At 70.6% G+C, this 25,064-nt stretch carries 21 protein-coding genes and 2 pseudogenes; 13 read left to right on the top strand and 10 right to left on the bottom strand.

All coding sequences use genetic code 11. The features are described from left to right. The 4 genes from ABT129_RS31960 to ABT129_RS31945 form a co-directional block, all read left to right on the top strand. On the top strand, window positions 1-1,287 hold a 1,287-nt coding region (locus tag ABT129_RS31960; protein WP_351908576.1), incomplete at its 5' end, for an alpha-amylase family glycosyl hydrolase. A gap of 209 nt (window positions 1,288-1,496) precedes the next feature. Beyond that, window positions 1,497-3,455, top strand: a complete 1,959-nt coding sequence (locus tag ABT129_RS31955; RefSeq protein ID WP_351908588.1) for a glycosyl hydrolase family 28-related protein — start codon at window positions 1,497-1,499, stop codon at window positions 3,453-3,455. Between the two features lie 100 nt (window positions 3,456-3,555). Further along, the gene (locus tag ABT129_RS31950; RefSeq protein WP_351908574.1) at window positions 3,556-5,352 is read left to right on the top strand and encodes an ABC transporter ATP-binding protein; all 1,797 of its coding nucleotides are present in this window, start codon (window positions 3,556-3,558) and stop codon (window positions 5,350-5,352) included. Between the two features lie 251 nt (window positions 5,353-5,603). After that, the gene (locus ABT129_RS31945; protein WP_351908572.1) at window positions 5,604-5,981 is read left to right on the top strand and encodes a PaaI family thioesterase; all 378 of its coding nucleotides are present in this window, start codon (window positions 5,604-5,606) and stop codon (window positions 5,979-5,981) included. 109 nt (window positions 5,982-6,090) lie between these two features. Here the strand turns inward: ABT129_RS31945 and ABT129_RS31940 are convergent, their stop codons facing one another. Continuing rightward, complete coding sequence (locus ABT129_RS31940; protein WP_351908570.1) at window positions 6,091-7,257, bottom strand: cytochrome P450 family protein; 1,167 nt, start codon at window positions 7,255-7,257, stop codon at window positions 6,091-6,093. A gap of 281 nt (window positions 7,258-7,538) precedes the next feature. On the opposite strand from ABT129_RS31940, the gene ABT129_RS31935 reads away from it, so the two are divergent. From ABT129_RS31935 to ABT129_RS31925, 3 genes are all read left to right on the top strand, one after another. Continuing rightward, window positions 7,539-7,778 (top strand): type II TA system antitoxin, ParD family, encoded by a 240-nt coding sequence (locus tag ABT129_RS31935; protein WP_351908568.1) that lies wholly within the window; start codon window positions 7,539-7,541, stop codon window positions 7,776-7,778. Continuing rightward, complete coding sequence (locus ABT129_RS31930) at window positions 7,778-8,152, top strand: toxin Doc (protein ID WP_351908566.1); 375 nt, start codon at window positions 7,778-7,780, stop codon at window positions 8,150-8,152. Before ABT129_RS31935 ends, ABT129_RS31930 begins: the two co-directional genes overlap by 1 nt. Window positions 8,153-8,558: 406 nt before the next feature. Then, entirely contained in the window at window positions 8,559-8,945 is a 387-nt protein-coding gene (locus ABT129_RS31925) for a barstar family protein (RefSeq protein ID WP_351908564.1), read from the top strand. Between the two features lie 247 nt (window positions 8,946-9,192). On the opposite strand, the gene ABT129_RS31920 is transcribed toward ABT129_RS31925, so the two are convergent. After that, window positions 9,193-11,100: a hypothetical protein gene (locus tag ABT129_RS31920; RefSeq protein WP_351908562.1), complete on the bottom strand. Its 1,908-nt coding sequence runs from the start codon at window positions 11,098-11,100 to the stop codon at window positions 9,193-9,195. A 639-nt stretch (window positions 11,101-11,739) separates the two neighbouring features. On the opposite strand from ABT129_RS31920, the gene ABT129_RS31915 reads away from it, so the two are divergent. Next, window positions 11,740-12,549 carry an NAD(P)H-dependent oxidoreductase gene (locus ABT129_RS31915; RefSeq protein WP_351908560.1) on the top strand — a complete coding sequence of 270 codons (810 nt, stop codon included), beginning with the start codon at window positions 11,740-11,742 and terminating at the stop codon, window positions 12,547-12,549. Window positions 12,550-12,759: 210 nt separating this feature from the next. Next, complete coding sequence (locus tag ABT129_RS31910) at window positions 12,760-13,104, top strand: hypothetical protein (RefSeq protein ID WP_351908558.1); 345 nt, start codon at window positions 12,760-12,762, stop codon at window positions 13,102-13,104. Window positions 13,105-13,238: 134 nt separating this feature from the next. Here ABT129_RS31910 and ABT129_RS31905 read toward each other — a convergent pair whose 3' ends face one another. Next, window positions 13,239-13,763 (bottom strand): Imm21 family immunity protein, encoded by a 525-nt coding sequence (locus ABT129_RS31905; protein ID WP_351908586.1) that lies wholly within the window; start codon window positions 13,761-13,763, stop codon window positions 13,239-13,241. Between the two features lie 182 nt (window positions 13,764-13,945). Between ABT129_RS31905 and ABT129_RS31900 the strand changes: the two genes are divergently transcribed. Further along, window positions 13,946-15,244 carry a HEAT repeat domain-containing protein gene (locus ABT129_RS31900; protein WP_351908556.1) on the top strand — a complete coding sequence of 433 codons (1,299 nt, stop codon included), beginning with the start codon at window positions 13,946-13,948 and terminating at the stop codon, window positions 15,242-15,244. A 379-nt stretch (window positions 15,245-15,623) separates the two neighbouring features. Here the strand turns inward: ABT129_RS31900 and ABT129_RS31895 are convergent, their stop codons facing one another. After that, the gene (locus ABT129_RS31895) at window positions 15,624-16,220 is read right to left on the bottom strand and encodes a hypothetical protein (RefSeq protein WP_351908555.1); all 597 of its coding nucleotides are present in this window, start codon (window positions 16,218-16,220) and stop codon (window positions 15,624-15,626) included. Window positions 16,221-16,413: 193 nt separating this feature from the next. Here ABT129_RS31895 and ABT129_RS31890 point away from each other — a divergent pair. The 3 genes and pseudogenes from ABT129_RS31890 to ABT129_RS31880 all read left to right on the top strand — a co-directional run. Continuing rightward, a pseudogene (locus ABT129_RS31890) lies at window positions 16,414-16,829 on the top strand (IS5 family transposase); the annotation flags it as partial. Window positions 16,830-16,912: 83 nt separating this feature from the next. Further along, window positions 16,913-17,479, top strand: a complete 567-nt coding sequence (locus tag ABT129_RS31885; protein WP_351908551.1) for a DUF4291 domain-containing protein — start codon at window positions 16,913-16,915, stop codon at window positions 17,477-17,479. 203 nt (window positions 17,480-17,682) lie between these two features. Then, window positions 17,683-18,305: pseudogene (locus tag ABT129_RS31880) on the top strand (transposase); the annotation flags it as partial. Between the two features lie 60 nt (window positions 18,306-18,365). Here the strand turns inward: ABT129_RS31880 and ABT129_RS31875 are convergent. The 6 genes from ABT129_RS31875 to ABT129_RS31850 all read right to left on the bottom strand — a co-directional run bounded on the left by ABT129_RS31875 (window position 18,366) and on the right by ABT129_RS31850 (window position 24,800). Further along, window positions 18,366-18,698 (bottom strand): CPCC family cysteine-rich protein, encoded by a 333-nt coding sequence (locus ABT129_RS31875; RefSeq protein ID WP_351908549.1) that lies wholly within the window; start codon window positions 18,696-18,698, stop codon window positions 18,366-18,368. 217 nt (window positions 18,699-18,915) lie between these two features. Next, entirely contained in the window at window positions 18,916-19,257 is a 342-nt protein-coding gene (locus tag ABT129_RS31870) for a transposase (RefSeq protein ID WP_351908584.1), read from the bottom strand. Between the two features lie 202 nt (window positions 19,258-19,459). Next, entirely contained in the window at window positions 19,460-19,714 is a 255-nt protein-coding gene (locus ABT129_RS31865; RefSeq protein ID WP_351908547.1) for a transposase, read from the bottom strand. A gap of 6 nt (window positions 19,715-19,720) precedes the next feature. Next, window positions 19,721-20,641 (bottom strand): squalene/phytoene synthase family protein, encoded by a 921-nt coding sequence (locus ABT129_RS31860; RefSeq protein ID WP_351908546.1) that lies wholly within the window; start codon window positions 20,639-20,641, stop codon window positions 19,721-19,723. 496 nt (window positions 20,642-21,137) lie between these two features. Next, window positions 21,138-23,810, bottom strand: coding sequence for a class III lanthionine synthetase LanKC (gene lanKC, locus ABT129_RS31855; protein ID WP_351908545.1), 2,673 nt, complete (start codon window positions 23,808-23,810; stop codon window positions 21,138-21,140). Between the two features lie 345 nt (window positions 23,811-24,155). Continuing rightward, complete coding sequence (locus ABT129_RS31850; RefSeq protein WP_351908543.1) at window positions 24,156-24,800, bottom strand: GAP family protein; 645 nt, start codon at window positions 24,798-24,800, stop codon at window positions 24,156-24,158. Window positions 24,801-25,064 lie beyond the last annotated feature (264 nt).

Raw genomic sequence — 25,064 nt, 5'->3', positions numbered from 1 at the left:
AACCACGTCTCCGACCAGCACGCCTGGTTCCGGGCCGCGCTCGCCGCCGGCCCCGGCAGCCCGGAACGCGAGCTGTTCCACTTCCGCCCCGGCCGCGGCGAGAACGGCGAACTCCCGCCCAACGACTGGCCCTCCCAGTTCTCCGGGAACACGTGGACCCAAGTCTCCGACGGCGAGTGGTACCTCCACCTCTTCACCCCCGAGCAACCCGACCTCAACTGGGCCCACCCCGACGTACGCCGCGAACACGAGGAGATCCTGCGCTTCTGGTTCGAACGCGGAGTCGCCGGCGTACGGATCGACTCGGCCGCACTGCTCACCAAGGACCCCGACCTCCGCGACTTCACGGAGGGCGTCGATCGGCACCCCTACGTCGACCTCGACGAGATCCACGACATCTACCGCTCATGGCGGGCCATCGCGGACACGTACGGCGCCGTCTTCGTCGGAGAGGTCTGGCTGCCCGACTCCGAACGCTTCGCCCGCTACCTGCGCCCGGACGAACTGCACACCGCCTTCAACTTCAACTTCCTCTCCTGCCCCTGGGACCCGGACCGGCTGCGCCGCACCATCGACGACACCCTCGCCGAACACGCCCCCGTCGGCGCCCCCGCCACCTGGGTCCTCTGCAACCACGACGTCACCCGCACCACCACCCGCTACGGCCGCGAGGACACCGGCTTCGACTTCGCCAGGAAGCGCTTCGGCACCCCCACCGACCTGGAACTCGGCACCCGCCGCGCCCGCGCCGCCGCCCTCCTCACCCTCGCCCTCCCCGGCTCGGTCTACCTGTACCAGGGCGAAGAACTCGGCCTGCCCGAGGCCGACATCCCCCTGGACCGCATTCAGGACCCCATGCACGCCCGCTCCGGCGGCACCGACCCCGGCCGCGACGGCTGCCGCGTCCCCCTGCCCTGGGAGGCGGGAGCACCCTCGTACGGCTTCGTCGCCGATACGGATGCCGAACCGTGGCTGCCGCAGCCCGCCGACTGGGCCCGCTACGCCGTCGACCGGCAGGCGGCCGATCCCGGATCGATGCTCAGCCTCTACCGCACAGCGCTGGCGCTGCGCCGCGCCGAGACCGGATTCGGAGACGGCCCCATGGGATGGCTGCCGGCCCCCGAGGGGATCCTGACCTTCGCCCGCGCGGAGAACCTCCTCTGCGTCGTCAACCTCTCCGACGCGCCCGTGCTCCTCCCTTCGCACACCAAGGTCCTGCTGGCCAGCGCAGAGCTGCCGGCGGACGGCACGCTCCCCTCGGACACCGCCGTCTGGCTGCGTACCTGACCACGCCGCCCACGGCGGGAAAACCCGGTGCGCGGACCTCGCGAAGTCCGCGCACCGGGCCTGCTGCTCCCACGGTCCGGGCCTCACGCCCGGGCGATGTCCGCATCACCTCTGACAGAAGTGAGCCCGAAATGAATTCGAGCCGATCCGGACGCGGCGCGCGCAACGGCCGAAGAGCCGTCCTGGCGACCGCTGCCCTCGCGCTGAGCATGAGCGTGGCCCTCGACGGCGTCGCGGCGGCGGGCCAGGAACGGGCCGCCGGCACCTCCGGCCCCGTGGTCACCAGGGCGGCCCTCGCCCCTGAACTCGTTGCCGGACGCGGTGCCACCGTCGCCTTCGACGAGCAGGAGGCGGAGAACGCCACCACCGACGGCGCGATCATCGGCCCGGACCGCACCCCGTACACGCTTCCCTCCGAGGCGTCAGGACGTTCCGCGGTGCGGCTCACCTCCGGGCAGCACGTCGAGTTCGTCCTCCCGCGTGCGGCCAACGCCCTCACCGTCCGCTACAGCCTCCCCGACGCTCCCCAGGGCGGCGGCATCACCGCTCCGCTCGACGTCAGTGTCGACGGACGCCACCGCAAGACGATGACGCTGACCTCCCAGTACTCCTGGCTCTACAACCAGTACCCCTTCACCAACGACCCGCGCGCGGACCTCCTCCACCCCGACTGGTGGATCACCGAGTGCGCGTGCGTCCCCGCCGCCACCACCCCGGCCCCGGAGATCACCAAGCCCTTCCGGCCCACCCACTTCTACGACGAGCAGCGGCTCCACCTCGGCCGCACCTACAAGGCGGGCGACCGGGTCCGCCTCTCCGTCCCCGCGGGCAGCCCCGCCGCCTGGACGGTCATCGACCTCCTCGACACCGAGCTGGTCGCCGCGCCGCACGTGGAACGCGGCGGCGTGAACGTCCTGGCCTTCGGCGCCGACCCCACCGGCCGGCGTGACGCGGCACCCGCCATCGAGCGCGCCGTCGCCCTCGCCCGCCGGATCGACCGTCCGGTCTACTTGCCGCCGGGCACCTACCGGGTCGACCGCCACATCATCGTCGACGACGTCACCATCGTCGGCGCCGGCAACTGGCACACCATCCTCAAGGGCCGCCAGGTCACCCTGGCCGCGCCCGCAGCCGACGGATCCCGGCACACCGGCGTCGGCCTCTACGGGAAGAGCGCGGCCCAGGGCGGCAGCCGGAACGTGCACCTGCGTGGCTTCGCCATCGAGGGAGACGTCCGCGAGCGGATCGACAGCGACCAGGTGAACGCGATCGGTGGCGCCATGAGCGACTCCACGATCGACCGCCTCTACCTGCACCACACCAAGGTCGGCCTGTGGTTCGACGGCCCCATGTCGAACGTGAGGGTCACGAACAACGTGATCACCGACCAGATCGCCGACGCCCTGAACTTCCACACCGGAGTGACCGACTCCCTCGCCCACAACAACTTCGTCCGCAACACCGGCGACGACGGACTGGCCATGTGGTCGGACACGACCACCGACGCGCGCAACGTCTTCTCCCGCAACACCGTCCAGTCCCCGACTCTCGCCAACGGCATCGCGATCTACGGCGGCGAGGACAACACCGTCAGCGGCAACCTCGTCGCCGACCCCGTCCGCGAGGGCAGCGGTCTGCACGCCGGCTCCCGGTTCGGGGCCGAGCCCTTCACCGGCACGCTCCGCTTCACCGACAACACCGCGGTCCGCTCCGGCACCCTGGACCTCAACTGGAAGATCGGCCTCGGAGCGATCTGGTTCTACGCCCTGGACAAGAGCATCGACGCCGACATCCAGGTCACCGGCGATCACTACCTGGACTCGACCTACAACGCGATCATGCTGGTCAGCGAGTACGGGGTGAAGGACAAGGTCGACGTCCCGGCCGTGCACTTCAAGGACATCCGCGTCGACGGCACCGGGACCTCGGTGCTCAGCGCCCGGGTGAAGGGCTCCGCCACGTTCGAGAACGTCGACGCCCGCAACGTCGGTGCGGTCGGCGTGAACAACTGCGGCTCCTTCAACTTCCCCGCCTCGGGCTCCGAGTTCGCCCTCGTCGACCGCGGCGGCAACGACGGCGGCTGGCTCGCGCCGTGGATGCTGCCCAACACCATCACGTGCGACGACCGACCCCCGGTCGTCGCCCCGCCGGCGCCCTCCACCTGGTGACGCGAGCGCGGCAGGCATAAGGGGTACGGGCGGCGCGACCGGTCCACGGGCCGGCGCGCCGCCCGCATCCTGCATTCCGACACAGCAGAGATGACATGCGATGCGACAGAGACAGCCCACCCCACGGACGACCGCCCTGCCCGGTGACCACACGTACAGCGGCGAGCACCCCGTTCGCACCCTCGGGCGGCTCCTGCGTCCCGAGCTTCGCCGACTGACGCTTGCGGTCCTGGCGTTCGTCGCGAAGCACAGCCCGATCTGGCTGCTGCCGCTGATCACGGCGGTGATCCTCGACGTGGTGGTGGAACACCGGCCCGTGTCCGAGCTGTGGACCGCCACCGTGGTCCTGCTGACCGTCCTCCTGCTGAACTTCCCCCTGCACCTCGTCTACGTCCGCTGCATGGGAACCACCGTGCGCGGCCTCGGCACCCTGCTGCGATCTGCCCTGTGCGCGCGCATGCAACAGCTGTCGATCGGCTACCACTCGCGGACCAGCGCCGGAGTCCTGCAGGCCAAGGTCATCAGGGACGCCGAGGCGATCGAGCAGATGCTCATGCAGTGCGCCGACCTCGGACTCGCGGCGGTGGTCACCCTCATCGGGGGCCTGGTCGTCATCGGGCTGAGGGTCCCGTCGTTCCTGCCGGTCTTCCTGATCGTCGTTCCGGCGGCGGGGCTGCTGGTGATGCGGCTCCGGGGCCGCCTGCGGGACCAGAACGAACTCTTCCGCCGTCGTGTCGAGCAACTGTCTTCACGCGTCGGGGAGATGACCACACTCATCCCCATCACCCGGGCCCACGGCCTGGAGCACGCGGCCCTCGGCCGGGTGAACGCCTCGCTGCACGAGGTCCGCTCGGAGGGCATCCGGCTCGATCTGCTCAACGGGCGCTTCGGCTCCCTGGCGTGGATCATCCTCAACACCCTCGGTCTGCTGTGCCTGACGGGTTCGGCGCTGGTCGCCCACCACGGCTGGCTCCCCGTCACGGCCGGCGACGTCGTCATGCTGAGCGGCTTCTTCACCGTTCTGACCGGTTCCGTCACCACACTGCTCAGCCTCGCTCCGGTCCTGAGCAAGGGCCTGGAGTCGGTCCGGTCCATCGGCGAAGTGCTCCAGGAGCCCGACCTGGAGCAGAACACCGGCAAGGACCGGGTCTCCACCGTCGAGGGCCGCATCGACTTCGAGAACGTGACCTTCGCGTACGAGGAGCCCGGCGCGGCGGACCGCAGGACGGCCGTCGAAGAAGTGACCCTGTCGGCACGGCCCGGCGAGACCGTCGCTCTCGTCGGGGCGTCGGGAGCGGGCAAGTCCACCGTCCTCAACCTGCTCATCGGCTTCATCCGTCCCACCGGCGGACGCGTTCTCCTCGACGGGACCGACATGGCCCGGCTCGACCTGAGGAGCTACCGCCGCTTCGTCTCCGTCGTGCCCCAGGAGTCGATCCTCTTCGAGGGCACGATCGAGGAGAACGTCACGTACGGTCTGCGTGACGTCGGCAAGGACGCCGTGCGACAGGCCCTCCGGCACGCCAACGCGCTGGAGTTCGTCGACAGCCTCCCCCATGGCCTCGACACCGTCGTGGGGGAGCGCGGCGCCCGGCTCTCAGGAGGCCAGAGGCAGCGCCTGGCCATCGCCCGTGCTCTCATCCGCGACCCGCGCGTGCTCGTCCTCGACGAAGCCACCTCGGCACTGGACACCCACTCGGAGGCCCTGATCCAGCAGGCGCTGAGCCGCCTGGTACGGGGCCGGACGGTCTTCGTGGTCGCACACCGCCTCTCCACGATCCGCGACGCCGACCGGATCGTTGTGATGGACCGCGGTCGCATCGCGGAGGCGGGAACCCATGACGAGCTCATCGACCGGGGCGGGCCCTACACGAGGATGCACCGGTCGAAGAGGTGAACCGGCCCGCTTCCACCCGGTCCGTCACCCGGACCGGCGGTGCCATGATGATCGCCATCGGCGTGTTCCCACGGGTGGCACGCCCGGCCGGAGGACCCCACGGGTGGCCCGCCCGGCATGCTGAGGAGCCCGTACCGCTCCACCCGACACGGCCCCGAAGGAGAGCGCGTAGGGAAGACCGGAGTCAGCAGGAACAGGCGAACCCCGCGGTCAGGAAGCGTGTCCAGGACAGCTTCGACCTCCAGGGTCTGATGTCCCACCTCGGCGCACACCTCGCTCACATCGGCCCCGGACAGGTCCGTATCGTGCTTCCGGCCCGTCCCGAGGTGGGTCAGCAGCACGGCTACGTCCACGCCGGTGCCACGAGTGCCATCGCCGACAGTGCCGGCGGCTACGCCGCGCTCACCCTCCTCGACGAGGACTCCGAGGTCCTCACCGTCGAATACAAGATCAACCTCCTCGCGCCCGCCGTCGGCGACCACCTGGAGGCGATCGGGACCGTCCTGAAGCCCGGACGGGCGCTGACCGTATGCGGACTGGAGGTGTTCGGCGTCCGGCCCGGCGGCGAGCGCAAGCTCGTCGCCACCGGCCAGCAGACACTCATCCGCGTCGACCGGCGCGGCCGGTGAGCGCACCGCTGCGGCCCTGAGGGGCGCCGTGGCAGCGACCGTTCCCCATGCCGACACCTCGCTCACGCACGGGCGCGAGCGGCTCTGGTCCGCAGCGGGTCCCACTTCTTCACCTCAGCAGGGGCAACGATTCCAAGCCCCGGATCAGCCGGGTCCGTCGCCACCGCAGCTCTCCAGGAGGGTGGGCGAGCCGGACTCCCGGGAACCTGAGCACCGACCGTAGGGCGATCTCCAGCTCGGCCTTGGCCAGGGGCGCACCGACACAGCGGTGGATGCCATGACCGAAGGCGAGGTGCGCGGCCGCGTCCCGGTCCAGATCGAGCTGGTCCGGCGCCGGGAACCGCGCTGGGTCCCGGTTGGCAGCCCCGAGGGCGACCAGGACCGGAACGCCGGTCGGGATGGTGGTGCTGCCGAGCGTGACGGCCTCCGTGGTGAACCGGAAGGTGGCCGTACTCACCGAGGAGTCGAAGCGGAGGAATTCGTCCAGCGCGGCAGGGATCTCGTCCGGGTGCGCCCGAAGACGATCCAGCGCGCCCGGGTTCTGGAGCAGCGCCAGGACGGCGTTGCCGAGGGCGCTCGCGGTGGTCTCGTGACCGGCCACGAGCAGCAGCACGGCCAGGGAGACCAGCTCCTCCTCGCTCAGGTGGTCGCCTCCGTCGCGCGCCGAGACGAGTCGGTCGAGGAGGGAGCCGCCCGGGTCCCGGCGCTTGGCGGCGATGAGGCCCGTCATGTACTCCGCCACCGCGTGAGAGGCCGTATCGATGACGTCGGGCCTTCCCGCCGCGAACAGCTCGGCGGACCAGCGCTGGACGTCGGACCGGTCGCCCTCAGGGACTCCGAGCAGCTCACAGATCACGGTGACCGGCAGGGGTACCGCCAGGCCGGCAACGAAGTCGAACGGTTCGCCGACGCGCCACTGGTCCAACAGCTCGTCCGTGACCCGGGCGATGAACGGACGCAGCTCCGCGACGGCCCCCGTGGTGAACGCCTTGGTCACCAGCTTGCGCAGCCGGGTGTGCCGGGGCGGGTCGCTGGCCAGCATGGTCTGCGCGACCGCGGGGTGCAGGCGACGTCGTGACTCCTTGCCTGAGAAGAACGCCGCCGTGTCCTTCGAGAGCCGAGCATCGCCGAGGGCCTCGCGGGCCTCCGCGTAGCCGGTGACCAGGTAGCCGGGACGGTCACCGGAACCGGCGGGCACAAGCCGCACCGGCCCTGCGGCCCGCGAGGCCGCGTAGGGCTCCGGGAGGAAGTGGGGGTCCTGAGTCGGTCCGCTCATGATCTCAGGCTCCAACGGGCTCGGACTGGCTGCTGTCGGCGACATGCCCGACACGGTCGACGGAGTCATCCGATCCACGGACCCCGCAGAGTCTACGGAGACAGCCGGAGAGCAGCGCTGATGGGTACTGCGCCGGCGGGCGGACGCGTTGGCACGTCCGCGCGGTTCGACGCTGCGGTGACATGAACGGTCCTGCGGGCGAAGCAGCGGTCTGGGACAGCCGACGGGCACCGGGACGACATCCATGGCGTGACGCGGTACCAAGTAGGTACCCTCGGGATATGCCGTCCTTGAACGTCACCTTCACCGAAGAGGAGCTGGAGGAGGTCCGCGCAGCAGCGGCCGCCGAAGGCAAGTCCCTCAAGCAGTACGTCCACGACCTGTCGCTGCGCGAACGCCGACGCCGCCAGTTCGTCCGCTACGCCGCCTCCTGGGGCGAAGCGCACCAGGCCGAGTTCGACGACGCCTTCCCCGACGAGGCCCCGCCCGCCACCCGCGACCGCGGGGCGGACGCCGCCTGATGATCCTTCACATCGACGTCCCCTGGCTCCTGGACGTCCAGGAACAGGCCGTCCCCGAAGACGTCAGCGTCGCCGACTACTCCGCTCTCGTCGCCGCAGTCGCCCGCCACAGAACCCGCATCCCGCGCCCCACCACGGCCGACCCCGACCCCGCCTGGCGGGCCGCAGCCCTCCTGCACACCCTGATCCGCCTGCAACCCCTCCCGCACCGCAACAGCCTGTACGCCTGTCAGGTCACCGCGTCCTACATGCACGCCTCCGGCGAGGGCATCGACCCGCCGCACGGTGCCATGGTCGACCTCGTCCGCGACATCCAGGCCGGCAAGACCACCGTCTACCAGGCCGCGGACCGCATCCGAACCTGGCGCGGCTGACCCAGCCCGCCACAACACCGGGAGGGCTCGGCGTCTCCCCAAGGGTGCTGGGCTTGAGCGACACCATCGACTGAACGGCGGCCGTGCCGCCCGCCCGGCGAGTGGACTGACTCACGCCGGTGCTCAGCTCCCCGACACCGTGCGGACCGAGTAGGGCTGGCAACGCTGGTCTTCGTCTCCGGGAACGACACCGGCGGCCTCGCGTCCGGGTACGACACCGGCGAGCTCGTGGACCTCGCGTCCGTCGAGGTCGGGCCGAGTCCGGCAGTCACCTCACGCGATGGCGAGGCGCAGCAGGAGGAGGCGCAGGAGCAGGCGCAGGGGGAGCCTGCATGGCCGCGTCGGGAAGGCACCCCACGTACCGCGCTGACAGCAGCCTCCGAGCGGGATCGCCTATCCTCGCTCGGTGACAAGGATCTACGTTCTTGACGGCAGCCGGATCGAGACGCTGGAGGACTTCTGGCGCGCGATAGGCGAAGCGGTCAACGGTCCCGGTGGCTACTTCGGGGGGAACCTCGACGCGTTCAACGACTGCCTCCATGGCGGATTCGGCACACCGGACGACGGTGACTTCACCGTGGAGTGGCACGACCACACCCACTCCCGCCGGGCGCTCGGCCACCTGGAGACAGCCCGTCAGCTGGAGATCAGACGGGGCCGCTGCCACCCCACACATCGACCCTCGGTGGCCCACGAGCTGGCGGCGGCCCGCGCCGGCGAGGGCCCGACTGTCTTCGACTGGCTGGTCGAGGCCTTCGCGTACGCGGCGCCCGGCACCCTGTCCCTGCGCTGATTGATGACTGCCGTCACCGCTGATCCTGTCTCTACGGCGGAGTGGCTGAAGTGAGTTCGCTCGCCACAGCAGTGAGGTCGGCGACTCTCGGCGCCCCCTAGGGCAGACCGTCAACACGCAACACCCAGGCGTCGTCAAGCGCCCCGCTTCCGCTGCACAACTGGGCCCAACTCCAGCCGTCCGGAACGGAGGGCGCCGAATTCAGGGTGAGGCAGCCTTGGCCGCGCCGCGCCGCGCCCGGCGGGGTTCAGCGTCCGGCTGCAACGGCTGCCGCGGCCGCGGTCAGGATGCGGTGCAGGACGGGGACCGGGATCGCCGGATTGGTGACCGCCGCGCATGCCGTGTCGCGGTCGTGCAGCAGCCCGGCGAGGACGCGAGCAGGCAGTCGCAGATTGCGCATCGCCGCCTGACGGACATGGGCCACTGGGTCGTTCAACATCCACACCGCGTCGGCCGGTGACAGCCGCGGGTCCTCGGCCGCGCGGTGGCGCACCTCGGCTGCGGGATCGCGGGCGAGACGCGCGACGTCGGCAGGCGTGGACTCCGGATCGTCCAGGGCCAGGCGGCGCATCCGCCCATCGGGGTCGCCTGCGAAGCGCAGCAGGCCCTCACGTGGGAAGTGGGGGTGGCTGCGAGGGCGGTCGGGGTGAGAGAAGCTGCCGTCCCACCAGCGCCAGACCTCCAGCAGCATCTCGGCCGGCGCGTCATCGCAGGATTCGGCGAGAAACAGGCGGACCGCCCGGTCCTCGTCCCCCGCCAGACGCTCCACGACGTCCGGTGGAAGACGCCGTGCGCGGGCCACGCTCCGGCGGATGAGCGGATGGGACGACGCCGAGAGGCGGCGCATCGCGTCGGCGTCACCGTGAAGGCCCTCGACCCAGGGCAGAGTGTGCGACTGCAGCAGCGGGTCGAAGTCGTGGCGCACCGCTGCACGCCGCTCCTCGTCGAGATCGGGCCGCAGCGCCACCAGGGAGCGGATGTCGCCGCAGGCGTCCTCCGCAAGGACGGCGACGCTGTGCGCACTGAGCCACGGGTTGACGGCCAGCGCTCGGCGTACCTCCGTATCCCCGTCCCGGACCACCTCCGCCTCCAGCTCGGGCGAGAGACGGCACTGCTCGAGCGCGCGCCGGGGCGCGGGCAGCGGTGTGAAGACCTCGCGAGGCATGGGGACGGTGGTGTGGTGGGCGAGGAGCGCCGCCGTATGCACCGCTTCGTCGGTGTCGGCCAGCAGCCGCGCCCGAAGCGGCGCGGCGAGGTCTTCCCACCGGGCGCAAGCAGTCGCCCGCACCCGGGGATCGGCGTCGGACGCGAAGCCGCGGAGGTGGTGTGCGGGGACTCCCGGGAGTTCCGCGGCCTGAGCGCGGGACGGGCCGGCGAGGAGGATGTCGTACAGGTCCTCGGGGAGTTCGACACCCCAGGCGCACGCGCGCTCGGCCCAGAGCACGCGTCTGCTCGGCGACGGTTCGGCGCGGACCAGACGTATCCACTGAGCGGATGTGAGCTTGGGCCGGAAGGTGTCGGCCGGTCGCGAGCGGACCTGCGGATCGGGATGTGCGACGGCGGCGTCGAGCACGGTGGGCCGGTCGCAGCCGTGCAGGAAGCCCACCTCCACATCCAGCAACCGGATCAGCAGCTCGTCCGGCGCGGCCGGATTGAACCCGATCCCCTCCGCCCAGTGCAAAGGCCATGCCGGCCGGCCGGGCACCGCCGCCCACACCTCGGCACGCTCGGCCTCCGTCTCGCGTCCGGCGGCGGAGGCTGCCTCCTGCAGCCGCTCCGGCAGTCTGTCGAGGGCCGTCACCCGAAGGCCGTCCGTGCCGGGCACCTCCGCCAGCAGCACCTGGCCGTCCAGGGAGAGCGCCACGAACCCGGGGCCGCCGGTCAGCCCCGGCACATCGCTGCCGGCATAGCGGACCCGAGTCCAAAGGGAGTCGTTACCGCCGATCCGATGGCCGAGGACGGCCACCAGGAATTCGCCGTCGGCATCTGCGAGGCGGCGCCACCACGCGCCGTCGAGCTTTCCGCACACCGCGCCGTCCGGCGCCGCGATTCCCCGGGCGATCCGCCAGCCGGCCTCCGGTGGCAGCAGGTTGCCCGGGGGCATGTCCTCGACGACCGTGAGTCCGGCATGGGGGAGCAGCTCGTGGAGTTCCACTCGGTGTCGCACGTGGTCATGATCCCCGCGCACTCGCAGCGGGACAAGTCACTCGGGCGAAGCGCGACCGGCCCCACCTGCCTGCACGTCCTTGACTGTGATGGTCTTCGGCCACGCCCCAACGACTCAAGTGGCCGCACCGGTACATCAGGGGCTTCCGCCCGCCACGGCAGAGACCGGGCCACGCGCGCCGACATCAGGCCGCGTCGAGCCGTCACGGATCTTCACGAATCGGCGCCCCTTGGAGTCGCCATTCGCCACGGACCGACATCGGACGGCGACCGACCTCGACGAGGAGCGACCAAGTCCCAGTTCCGCAGCGCCGGCAAGGGCACGTCACCTCCTTCGCCTGGGGCTCGGCGATGGCGTCGGGTGCCTACGACCACTCCATCCTCCCGACGCTCTCCGCATCGCAGTTCAGCACGCTGAACAAGCAAGTGCGTGACGCCTTCGCCGCACGCGCAGAGGAACTTCGCGGCGGGCGCCCGGGGGGACTGCGCGCGGCCATCTCCCACCAGGTGACTGCCTGAAGCGCGAGGGGCACCCCCATGACCGGTGGAGGTAACCGTCCACACCCGGTTGTCTCATGGCGGTCCGGGTACGCGCGCAGCGATCGTGCCCCGCCCGAAAGGAAGCCCCGTGCAAGTCCTCTGGCTCACCGCCCACCCTGAACCCCGTTCCCTCAACGGCTCCCTGCACCACGAGGGCCTCCGCTTCCTCCAGGAGCAGGGCCACGAGGTGCGCACGTCCGACCTGTACGCGATGGGCTGGAACCCGGTCGTCACGGCCGAGGACTTCTCCCGCCCCACCCCCGGCGAGGGCGCGGAGCGGCTGGTCGTCGGCAGCGCGGCCGAGGAAGCCGTCCGCCGGGGAACCCTGGCGCCGGACATCATCGCCGAACACGACAAGCTCGCCTGGGCCGACACCCTGATCGTGCAGTTCCCGCTGTGGTGGTACGGGATGCCTGCGATTCTCAAGGGCTGGTTCGACCGCGTCTTCGTCCGCGGCTTCGCCTTCGGTCTCCACGACGACCAGGGCCGCCAACTGCGGTACGGCGAAGGCGCGCTCGCGGGCAAGCGGGCCATGGTCGTCGTCAGCGCGGGCGCCCGCGAGGCCAGCTTGGGGGAACGCGGTATCAACGGCTCCCTCAGCGATCTGCTCTTCCCCTTGCAGCACGGCACTCTCTGGTACGCCGGCATCGACGTCGTACCGCCCCTGCTGGTCCATGGAGCCGACCGCATGGACGCCACCGCTTACGCAGCCCACGCGGACGCCCTGCGCCGACGTCTCAAGGACCTTCCTCACACCCGGCCGCTGCCCTTCCGCCGCCAGAACGGTGGAGACTACGACGAGAACCTGGTCCTGCGCCCCGAACTCGACTCGGCCACCACCGGCCTCGCCGCCCACTACTCCACCGCAGCCGAGGCTCCCACCCCGGGCAGCACCTGACTAGCACCCGGGATGGCCAATGCCTTCCCCTCAGCCCTGCGGCCGCGATCCGCATCGCTGCCGCATCGGCCCCAGCCCCCCCCCCGCGTGCGGTCCACCCCCGACCGGGTGACGGCGGGGGCAGCTCGGCCGGGACGCGGTCCGGGGTGTGCGGTGGCGCCGTCAGACTGCGAAGGGCCCGACCACCACCGCGTACACCGGAGCCCTCTCATGCCCCAGCCCTCCGCCCTCGGGCCCACGGAGCCCGAGGCCTTCCTGGCCGTGTGCAGCCACACCCACCTCTTCCCCGGCGCCCGCTGCCGCCTCCAGGGATTGCCCGACCCCCAAGCGTTCGTGGCCAGGCCCCAGCCGGTCGAGGTGCTCCTGCGCTTCTCGGACGCGGTCGTCACCGACGCTGAGGTTCGCACCGACGGCCCGGCCGACGCGGTGCTGTCCGTTCCGGCCTACACGACCGGGGCGGGCACGCCGATCGAGGGCCGTGTCTGGCTGGTCCGGGAGTTCGTCCGCACGGGAGACGAGGTGGAGCTGACGATCGGCGGGATCGCCCCGGTCTGAGAGCCCGCCTGCGCAGCTGGCGTCCGTTCGCCCGTACATACGGATGGACGGACAGACCGGGCGCGGTCGGCAGCAACCCGCAGGTCTGCGCTAGCGCGCCGCGACTGACCACACCTGACCGAAGCGCTCCCCGTTCAGGATTCGGCGGGCAGGAGCTGGACCAGGCCGACCCAAGTCTCTTCGCCCACCCAGGTCTGCGTGGCGCGGACCCTCCAGTGGCCGGCGGGCACCGGGACCGATGCCTGGGCGGGCATCCCGCCGTCGGGATATTCGATGCCCAGGTCGGAACCCGCTTCGGCGGAGTCCATGAGCACCGCCGGACCGTCCGAGTCCCAGATTCCGCACTCCTCCCACACGGTGGCCGGGTCCGCGAGGACAGCGTCCGCCGCAGCGATCAGTCCGGCCTCGGTTTCGGCGGCGAGCCACCGCAGGAACGCTCGGTGCTGGGGCAGGTAGCAACTGGTCGCCGGCTCGTCCGCCAGTACAAGTGCCTGGGCACCGTTCTTGTCGATGGGTATCACACCGGCCAGATCGTCCACTGCGCAGGCCCGGTCGTAGTCGTCTGGAGCGGTGGGGTCTCCCGCCGTAAGACCACTCTCCGTGCACCCACCCCAGGAGGCCAGGGCGGAGACGGGGACGACGACCAAAGGGCCGCCCATCGACTCCACCCATACAGGTGAGGGGAGGAATACATCGTCTGCGCTGGATGAAGAGGCGATCATGCAGTCAGTGTGCCCTCACCCGCTGACAACGTCCCAGCACTCATTGGAACCCAGCACGGGGAACGGCTCAACGTCTTGTGGCAAGCAGCAGTTAGCAGGACAGCCCTTAGGCTGCACCCATGCTGACCAGCGAAGACGAGTCGAGCAAGGCGTACAAGGCGTACGAGGCGTACGAGGTCGTGAGGCGACTGGCTGCCGGAGTTGCTCTGGACCTGGCGCTCGATGTGACGGACCCGGAGTCCTGGATCGGCCTTGACTTCGGGGCGCGTGAACTGGCCTGGCAGCGGCCGGAGCAGTTCCACTCGAACGCGTCGAGATCCGGGCGGCGGCTCAACCGGGAGCAGGACGCGTCACCGCCGAACGTCACTTGGTCCCAGAATCCCGATGACGCCGAACTCGCCCTCGCTCTCTGCCACCCAGACGGCCGGATTCGTGAGGCCGCGCTGGAACACTCAGAGGAGCGCCCCGCGCTGCTCGCGCTGGTCGTCATCCGCTGCGCGGACTGGGTGGGGCCGGTACGTGAACGTGCCCGTCGGCTCATGGCCGGCTCGCCCTCGCACCAGCTGGTCGAGCACACGGCACTGATCCTGCGGGTCGGCCGTCGTTCCCGAGGCGACTTCGCCCAGGAGCTGCTGACCGCGGCGCTGCGCACGGGCCCTGCCGCACAGGTCGGGGCGCTGCTCGACAGCGGCGACCGGGCCACGGCCCGCCTGGCACACCGCATCGTCGTCGAACGGAGATTGCTCTCCACGACACGGCTCGCTCAGACCGCCGCCCGCCACCGCGACGTCGTCGTGCAGGATGTGTGCGCCGAAGCGGCAGTGGCCGCCCTCGGCGAGGGCGCCTGCGACGGGTTCGCCGAGGTCGTGGTGCCGCTCCTCGGCTCCAGGCAGCCCCGAGTCAGGTCGGCAGGGGTGACCGCGCTGCGCCGTGTCGGGCGGCACGCCGACGCGGAGCCGTACCTCACCGACCGGTCAGCCGTGGTCCGGGCGTGCGCCCGGTGGGTGCTGCGTCAGGGCGGTACCAACCCGGTGCCGCTGTACCGCGCGCTGTGCGCCGCCCCCGCTGCCCGGCCAGCCGCCGTTGTGGGCCTCGGCGAGTGCGGTGTGCGTGAGGACGTCGACCTGATCCGGACGCTCCTCACCCACCCCGTACCCGGCGTGCGTGCCTGCGCGGTGGCAGGGCTGCGGGCGCTGGACGCCGTACGAGTCGATGACGTACGACCGCTCCTGGACGATCAGTCGGCGGCGGTCGTCCGCCAGGCGACTGTTGCGCTGCTGCCATGGGCCGACCGTGTACCGCAGGAGCCGCTGCGCGGACTCCTGGCCGAAGGCCGGCCGCGCCACCAGCGGGTCGCCGCGTTTCGGTTGCTGCGGGCCGCCGGGATACCCACCCAGGGAGTTGCCGAACAGCTCTGATCCGACCCACCGGACAAGCCTCGGCCGGCCGGCTGGACGCCGACGGGTCCAGGAGTCCCTGCCTCGCTGACGAACAACGAGGAAACGCCGGCTTGGCCTGCCCGGTAGGACGAGGGGCGGAGGTGCAGGAGAAGCTACGGGTATCCGGCGGGATTTCCCGCATGTTCGACAGCAACCGTCCCGGTGACAGCAACCGTCCCGGTGACAGCAACCGTCCCTGTGACGGTGACGTCACCGGCTGGTTCGGAGCACCGCAGAGGACATCTTCGGCCTGCCAGGCGAGTACGCCGAGCCTGGCGGGTTCATGGCGGACGAGGCGGCAAGCCGGAAGAGGAAGGGCGCTCGGAGTGGGAGCCCCGGGGCGTGGGCGTCTCCCCGCTCAGCGAAGACCGCGCTTCTCGCGTTCGGCTTCGATCAGCTCCTCCATGAGTTCCTCCGGGGCCACCCTGTACTCGGTGTCATCAAGGGCGTCGTAGTCGTGGGTGCTGAGGGGCAGCCCCAGCTCAGCCAGCTCAGCGGCCAGTTGTGTGAACGCGATCCGCTCGTCGGGCTCATCCTGGTAGCCGGCCCGCTCGGCGGCGGCCCCCTCGGCCAGGGTGAGGCCGACCGGACGCCAGAAGGTGAACTCGGTGTCCAGCTCCGTGAGATGCCAGGCCCGGTCCGTGGGCTCGTCGGGGTGCAGCCAGTAGCCGATCCACCCCTTTCCGCCCTTCGCCACGAGCTTGACGTACGTGGCCATCTCGGCGGCTGCGGCGTTGATGGCCTGCATCTCGGGGTCCGCGAGCTCCGTTTCGCTCAGGTAGCTGGTGTCCAGGAGCGGGTGGACCTCTCCCGCCTCGAAGAATTCGAGGACGAGAAGGTCGGTGAAGTCCGTGCGGCCTTCCCACTGCGCCACCAGCAGAATACGCAGATCGTCGGGTACCGGACGGCCGTCCAGTCGCTCGCGGGAGAAGTCAGCGAGCCGTTCGTCGTACATGCGCCCTATCCAGACGTCGAAGCAAGATCCTCGCGTCAACGTAACAGTGATGTCTGACAAGAGGCCGTCTATGCGGGCGACCGCCGACCACGCCCGTGATCCAGGATCGCCACAGCTCCTAGGGCGGGCGTTTACTGGAAGGGAATCTTGGGTTGTGAACGATCACGGTTCATGGGTTGGGGAATCTCACTGACAGAGGAACAGCACCTGGCAGCGGATCCTCACCCACCTCCAGTCCCTGGCCGACGCGGAAGCCGCGATCGCGTGGGACTTTGGCGTCGCCGCCACCGTGTGCCGCGCCCATCAGCACGCGGCCGGGGCCCGCAAGCAGGGCAACTTGCAGAAGGAGCCACCGGGCGGCACCTGCGCCGCCACGGGACCCGCTGCACCATCCCGGACGAGGCCGACCAGGCGCGCAACCGCAAGAACCGCGGCTCCCGAGGCGGCCGCCCACCGAAGTTCGACCCGCAGGACGACAAGACTCGTCACGCGGTCGAGTGCGCCATCAACCGCCTCAAGAGACACCGGGCCGTCGCCACGCGCTACGACAAGCTTGCCGTCCGATACGAGGCGACCGTCCTCGTAGCGGCCATCAACGAGTGGTTCTGAGCAGCACATTCGAACCGGCCATCGGGGGCGGTAAGGCAAAATCGGCTCGCCGGGCCGGCGGACCGGATGGCAGGGTGCGGCGCATGACGCCCCCGTATCAGATTCGTGCTGACTACGACGCTCGCACGATCGTGGTCTACCAGGCGTACGCGCCTGCCATCGCTGACGCGGCACTGCGGGCAGGCCGCTTCGTTGCGCCGTTCTCGTTCCACCGAATGACGTGGATCAAGCCGTCGTTCATGTGGCTGATGCACCGCAGTAACTGGGCCCAAAAGCCGGGCCAGGAACGTGTTCTGGCGGTGCGGATCACTCGGGAGGGCTGGGAGGACGTCCTGTCCCAGGCCGTGCTCACGACCGCCGACCCGGCGGCGCTGGCCCAGGCAGCCGTACATGTCCAGTGGGACCCGGAGCGCTCGCCGCGCGGAGCGGCACTGAACCACTACAGCATCCAGGTCGGCATCAGCCGCCACTTGATCCGCACATTCACCGACGACTGGATCGTCAGTCTCACGGACCTCACCCCGCAGGTACGCAAGGCCTCGACACTGATCCAAACCGGGCACGCCACCAAGGCTCATCGACTGTTTCCTGTGGAACGCACCTACCCAATGCCGCAATCACTGCAAGACGTCGTTTCTCCAGGTAGATGACAGGCAACGTGCGAGGGGTCACCCACTGCCCACCACATCACGAGCACTTCCGATACACGGCTTAGCTTGTCATTTACGGTCTGGTGTCGAGCGGGGCTGGAACTTGATCGGTGCTTTTGCAGTTCAGCGGGGGCGGTGGCCTTCGTCTGATTCTGTTCTCCGTCACAGAGTGGACCAGCGCGAAGGGCGTGGTCGTGGGATTCGTGCATCAGGGCGCCCTGCGGGATGCGCTCGCGGAAGCGTCACGCTTCCGGTCGGAGTTGTACGCGTGTCTGACCGCGCGGGGCGACGCCTTGTTCGAGATGTGCGACGCGCTGTTGTGCACGGACGGACCCGTGAGGACGCTGGTCGATCTCGCGCTCGCGCCTGAGTATCGTCGTGGTCACGGGGCTCTGTACGGCGGACTCAATCAAGGCCGGATGGATGTCGTCCGGCTGCGTCGGGCCCTTGTCGGGGTGCCGCTGCCGAGGACGGAAGGCCGTAACGACCACGGACACCCGGCTCTACGGGAATGAGACGGCTCAAGCGTGGGACCGGCTGCACCCACGGCTGACCCGCCGAGCCGCCTGGCTCGACCATGGCGGACCGCTGCCCCTCATCGAGCACTGTCATCCGCCTGGCCGTGGAGAGGCTTCCCAGCGGCGGGGTCAACAGGCCGGTATGGCTGTGTTGGTCGGGCACCGGCGCCACCAAGGCGGACGTCGACCGCTGCTGGCAGTCCTTCCTGCGACACTTCGACATCGAGCACATGCTTCGCCTGTTCAAGCAGTCCCTTGGCTGGACTCGACCCAAGCGTCGAGACTCCGCCACAGCCGAGTCCTACACCCGGCCCGCGCACCACAAGGTCGGCACCAAGCCCAGACGAGCCGCAGGCTGAGCAGCCGTGTTACTGCTCTTCGGGAAACGGAGCCCGGACGTACTTGACCCACCTTGGATCGCACGCACCTGTCTCTTCGAAGTTGCGTTGTGCCTGAACAAGGCTGAGCGATCCGTTTGGGCCTCCTCGGACAACGTCGTCATCGTGCTCGTCCTGGCCGTCGTCCTCCCAGTAGCACACCGTGCATATCTCGTGAGCGCCACGGGCCTCCAGAGTTAGGCAGCCGCAGCAGGGACACGCGTAAGGACCGTTCTCAGGGCCGAGAACGATGTTGAACCACCGGGGATCTGGGGCGCTGTCTTCACTGGTCACCACATGACAGATACCAGTACCCGCCGACATCGCGTGACCGCAGCCCCTCGCAACAGCAGCAGAGGTTAAACGACAAGCTTTGGGCCTGTTGCGAAAGTGACTGAGGAGGCGATCCCGAACACCCCCGTCGCTATCCTGGGTACGACCCTGATGCAGGGCGCAATGGTGGGAAGAAGAGTGCGGCGGGCCGCAGGAACGCTGACGTTCCTGGATCTGCTCTGGCATCCGGGGCGTCTCATCGAGCAGTTCACGGGAACCGCTGGCGACGGCCCGGTGGCGCCTGAGTCGGTTGATCCCGCACTCGACCGCGTGCCGCTACTTGCAGTCGTCCCTGTCGAACTTCGGCGGTCGTCCGCCGAGGCCGCCACGCCCCAGCCGATTGCGGACCCGGTCCGGCCGGCACCGGAATGGTGGCCTTGATCCCACGTCTACGCAGGTAAGCGCGGTTGCTGCGGGAGTCGTATGCCTTGTCGGCCCGCACCCGGTCCGGGCGTTTGCGCGGCCTGCCCAGCCTGAGCCGGGGCACCCGGATCGCCTCCAGGACTGGCTCGGACTGTGGTGAGTCACCCCGCCGGCCGACTGTGATCACGAACGACAAGGGCTTCGGCCTGTGCTCCACCGCGAGGTGGATCTTGCTGGTCAGGTCGCCCCGGGACCGTCCGAGCGCGTGGTCCGGCGGCTCGACGAAGGTGCCGCCGGGCGGTTCCTTCTTGGAGATCCCGTTTTTCGCCGCCCCGGCGGCGTGCTGGTGGGCCCGGCAGACGGCGGAGTCCCGTTGACCTCCCAGGTGATCAAGCCCTCGCGAACGCCCCTGCCTGAAGGTGGGTGAGGATTCGCGCCCACGTGCCGTCCCTCTGCCAGCGCCGGAAGAGGTTGTAGACCCGATCCCACGGCCCGTACCTTTCGGGAACTTCGCGCCACGGCGCACCAGTGCGAGTCCGCCACCGTATGCCGTCCATCAGACGCCGCCGTGTCCACACCTGCGGAGGGCCCGGCTTGATGCCCCGCGGCAGCAGCGGTTCAAGCCGATCCCACTGCCCGTTCAACAGGCTTTAGTCCCCTGGCTTCTTGCTACTCCGCAGCCCCTGCCGGGCTCGGGCGCCCGTCTCGCGCAGCAGCAGGAGGGCGGCCGCGGGCGCCGGGGGACCGGAGGTCCGGGTGGCCAGGGACGCTCCGGCGCGGCGGACCGCGTCGAGGCGGAGGTGCTGGACGCCGATGAGGGCCCGCAGGAAGGGCCGGTACGACGGGTTCACCACGTTCGGGAGGGATGCGGCCGCAGCCAGGTCGGTGGCGGCCCGGTCCGCCTGCTCCGCGACGAGCCGGCCCAGCCCGGCGCCGGGCCGGGAGAGATCAGCACCGTGGCGGGCCACCGCATCGGCCGGTACACCCGTCCGGCCCGCGCGCACGTCCTCGGACAGGTCCTCCAGGAAGTCGAAGCGCTGCATCGCGCGGATGAGCCGGTGGCAGCCGTCCGTGAACACCAGACGCGCCGGCGCGTCCGCAGGCGCCAGGAGGCAGGCCGTGAGCATGAGCGCGGGGAGGGAGTACGCGCGTACGTACTGCTCTAGTTCCTCGTCGTCGGCGATGGTCTGCCACGCGACCTCGCGCTCGCAGCCTCGCAGGAACGCGTCCACATGAACACGCACCTCCGGGTGCAGCTCGGCGGTGCGTACCAGGCAACGCAGCCCGGGCAGAGCGGAGTCACCTTCGACGAAGGCCTTCTGCACGAGCCCGTCCCACTGCGCCAGCGCGGCGGTTCGTTCCTCCGGGGCCCCGCGGTCGATTCGGCCGTCGGTGTCGTGCATGAACGCGACGGCGGCCATGACGTGCGGCAGCAGGGTGGCGGGAAGCAGCAGGCGCGCGGCCGCGTACTCGGCCGGTGCGAACCTCCGTACCGCCCGTCGTTGTTCCGTGTAGTCCTGCCGTAGCCGTGGTTCCCTGACCCCAGCCCGGTCGAGGGCCCGCTTCCACATGCACGTCTCCCGTCGTCGTCGGTGACGAGCCTACGGGCACGGGCGCGGGGTCGTTCGAGGGGCGACGGCTAGCCGGGAGTCCACCAGGGTCGGCGTCCCCCGAACGTCGAACGTCGAACCCCGGACCCAAACCCCAAACCCCGAACCCCGAGTCGGCGATCGACCCGCGGCCGACGCACGACCCGCGCCGGTGAACCACCAAGATCGACGAACGACCCGGGCCGGGACCGGTGGCGCGGCCACCGATCCCGGCCCTCCCCGGATGCCGACCGGCTACATCGGTTCGGGGAAGATGTCGCTGATGCTCCAGGCGACGCTGAAGCAGGGAGGAAGGGAGTAGGTCTCCGGCTCGGGATCCAGGGCCTGGAGCGCGAGGATCTGGCTCATGGGTGCTCACCACCTTGTTCTCGGGGGCTTGTCGGTTGGTCACTGCCTACCTCGGCACGGAGCTGCCTGCCGCCGTGCCGAGGCGTTCATGAGGGCCCGCTCGGTGCCGTCAGTGGGCTGCGGGGATCCGGGGACGTGCGCGGTGGGACTCCGTCAGGAGCGGTCCGGTCAACAGGCGGTGGAGGACCAGTAGGACACCGGCTCCGCCACTGGACAGGTCGGCGGTGAACCGCTGCGAACCCGCTCCGAGGAAACGGACACCGCGCCGGTACGGGACGGCGTACTTCAGCAAGCCGGTCGCGGCGCGCACGGCGTCCCCGCGGGCGGCGTCCGCTCCGGTGAGCTCGGCGTGCTCGGTCAGGAACCAGGTCAGTCCGGCCAGCCCCCGGTACAGGCCGGCCTCCTTTGTTGCGCAGGAGACCCGGATACCGGCCACCAGTCTCGGCAGCGCCGCAGCGCAGCGTTCGTCCGGCGCGGTGGCCACGTAGCGGGTGAGTACGGCCGCGACGCCCGCCGCGCCCGTGGCCAGGTACGGCATGGCACGGGTGAGCCGGGTGTTGTCGGAGATGGACAGGGAACCGTCTTCCAGCGGGAAGGTCCGGTCCAGCTCTTGGTGGAGCAGTGCGCGGCCAGCGTCCAGGTAGTGGCCCTCGCCGGTGTCGCGGGCCAGGCGGTGGAGGAAGAGAGCGGGCCCCGAGCGGCCGTGCAGCAGGCCGCGGGCGTCGTGCTCGCCGAGGGTGGCCGGTAGGTCGGGGGTGCGTAGCAGGCGGTCCCCTGCGGCGGCGGCACGTTCCAGGTGGCGGCTCTCGCCGGTCAGCCGGTGGAGGGCGAGCCAGGCCAGGCCGACTCCGGCCCGCCCGCCGGCCAGGGTGCCGCAGGAGGCGGTGAGCGGGTGGTCGTCGGCGTCCCGGAGCAGGTCGTCGGCCTCGTCCAGCAGGCCGATGCCGGCCAGTACCTGGGCGATGCCGGCCGAGCCGACGAGCAGTCCGGGGGGCAGTGCGTCGCGCTGCGCGAGCATGTCGCGGCGCAGCCGTTCGCGGATCTCCTCCGGCACTTCAGCCCCGGCGCGGTGCAGGGCGTGCACCACTCCGGCCGTGCCGTACGCCAGGCACACGTTGTTGGTCCGGAGCGCCTCGGGCGAGGGCGGGAAGGCCCACTCCGGCCGGTCGGCGTCAGCCATCTCCAGCAGCCCGGCGGCCACCTCCTCGGCCAGCCGGGTGAGGCAGCCGCGCGGATCGGTGTCCAGTTCGGTGGGGGAGGGCAGGTGGCCGGGACGTAGGTGGCCGGGACCGCCCTGGTCCTGCGACTGGTCCTGCGCCTGCTCCTCCGCCAAGCCCTCCGTCAAGCCCTCCGTCAGGTCCTCCGACAAGCCCTCCGTCAGGTGGAAGGCGGTGGCCCGCTGCCACAGGTCCTGCGGCGGAGCCACGTCCGCCAGGTCGCGGCGCAGCAGTGCGAGGTTGGCGGGCGCGTGTTCGGCGATCTCGTTGAGCGGCGCCAGGAAGGCGAACGCGACCGCCGACATGCCGTACCGGTCCCGCAGCAGAGGATCGGAGTCGGACCGGAGCAGGCGGGGCGGCGGTGTGAACCCAGGGGTGCCCATCCCGGAGGGCGCCGCCGACAGGGCCGAGGCCGCCTCGAAATCCACCAGCCGGACCTCGCCCGAAGATGTGACCATGACATTGTCCAGGCTGAGGTCCCCGAACCGGTAGCCGGCCACGTGCAGCCGCTCCAACGAGGCGTCCAGGCCGCTCAGCAGGTGCCGGCACGCCTCGTAGTACGCGGCGACGGACTCGGCCGTGCGGTCGGCGCGGGCCAGTGGGGAAGACCGGCTCAGCCAGCCCACCAGAGGCTGCCCGGCGATGTACTCGGTGACGAGGAAGTCGTGCTCCCACTCCGTGAAGTGGTCCAGCGGCTCCGGGCCCACCCCGGGGTCGGCCGCGTGCAGCTCGCGCAGCACGCCGTACTCGTGCCGCAACCGCTGCTGCGCGTCGGTCCCGTCGAAGACCAGACCGTTGTGGGCGCGCGCCTCCTTGATGAACACGGTGCGGCCGGTCTGCCGGTCCCGGGCCTGGTAGCTGCCGCCGGCGTTGCTCAGGCGTACCGCACGGGTCACCTCGTAGTCCCGGATCAGGATCGGGCCCACGTGCGGCTCCTCCTCCTGCTCGACGAAGGGGTCCGCGATCCCTGCGGGCAGGTGCCAGACGGGCAGCCGCAGGTCCAGGACCTCGCGGCCGGATCCGTCGCGGACCAGCCCCTCCCGGGTACCGTCGGCGCGCAACCGGCTGAGGGCACCGAAGGAGCCGTAGCGGTAGTGGACCGTCCGCGAGTCGCGGAAGCGCCGGTCGGTGAGGACGTACGGCCCTTCCTCCCCGTCGAGCGCGTCCCGCAGGCGCTCCAGCAGCCGGCGAGCGGTCTCCGTGTCCGGCGGGTAGACGGCGCAGAACTTGCCCGCCTGGGCCCGCCCGGAGTGTTTGTGATGGAGGAACAGGAAGAAGAACCGGGCGCTCAGGTGCTTGAAGGGCACGCCTTCGGAGAAGCAGATCCCGGCGACCGTGTCGAGCACGTGCTGCGCCCGGTCCAGCCGCGCCGACACATGGATCTTCCAGCCCTGCTCGGCGAGCTTTGTCCCCGGACTGCCCCAGACCGTCCAGATGCCCTGGGCGGTGCCGCGCGTGCCCGGCGGCACGTCGTGGGGAGCGAAGCGCGGTCCGGGGTCGGCCACGCTGGGGAGCGGCAGATAGTACTCCCGGTCCGCGAGCGCTTCGCCGAATCCTTCGAGCACGGAATCTCCTCGCAGGGTGGTAGCGGGCGGCCACAACGGCTGTGCGAGACGCTAGAACCGCGAGGTATGGAAGCGGTTCGCCGGCGGCATGCGACCGGTATCGGGCAGGATCAGCCTCGCTGCCGGTGCCGGGCTCGCTCTCCCGACGCTCCCGCTCGACCCTGCGACGAGCGGTGTCGTGGCGGGGTGGAGTCACCAGCGCCTCCGCCCCGGCCACATCAAGGTGAACAGGAAGCAGGCCACGCTCCAGGCCAAGGCCACTGGTCGCCCCGCCGCGCCGGGCGCCGTACCGCCGCCGCCCCGGCGCGCCTCGTGGCAGGCCGCCGCCGGGTCGTCCCCGTGGTGTCAGGCGACGAGCTCGTAGATGCTCCGGGCCGTCAGCCACAGGCCGACCAGCAGGGAGAGTGCGACGATCAGCTGCTCCTGATGCCGCCCCAGCCAGTCCCGCAGAGCGTTCAAACGGGCGTTCGCGACCGCGGGCGACCGGACGACGTACATTTCCATCACGATGAGGCTGAGCGTGGCCAGCAGGCAGTAGCCGGCCAGTGCGAGCCAGTCGGAGAGGGTGGAGAGATCCGCGTCGACGGCGGTCGCGGCACCGGCCCCGACCAGTCCCCAGGGCTGCAGGATCCACGCGAGACCGGCCGCGGTGACGGCGGAGGCGTTGTCGATGCGTGCGGTCCATCGGGGCGGCCCGTGCGGGCGGGGCGGGCGGCGATGCCGGTACGTGCCGTACAGCACCAGCGCCACACCGAGGGCGAGCTTCACCGCGATCGCCGCGGTCGAGGGAGCGCTGTGGCTGGCCAGGGGCTGGCCACCCGTCAGCAGTACGACGAGAGCGATGACCACCACCAGGTTGGCCAGCCACGACAACAGGAACGCCAACCCCTGACGAACACCGCGCCGCGAGGAGAGCAGCAGGATGAAGGCGCTGTTGTGCAATGGCCCCAAGGTGATGGCCAAACCGATCACGACCAGGTCGAGAACCACCGGATCAGCCACTCCTGGGTCTCGGGGCTGTCCACCTCTCGTGGACAAGAAACCGGCCGGCAGGAGCATCAGACATCGCCGCGCGACCGCACCCCGACTCTGCAGCCGACGACCCGGCCGGTCAAGCAGGCCACGCCCGCGACGCCTTGTTCCGTACGAGTTCCACCCGTCTCTCGTCGACGACCGAGCCCGTGCCGCGGCCTTTCGTCGACGACCGAGCCCGTGCCGCGGCCTTTCGTCGACGACCGAGCCCATGCCGCGGCC

The organism is Streptomyces sp. NPDC002057, from assembly GCF_040296665.1.
Classification (GTDB): Bacteria; Actinomycetota; Actinomycetes; order Streptomycetales; family Streptomycetaceae; genus Streptomyces.
Note: the sequence above shows the minus strand (reverse complement) of the source record. Positions and strands in the feature narration are given on the sequence as shown.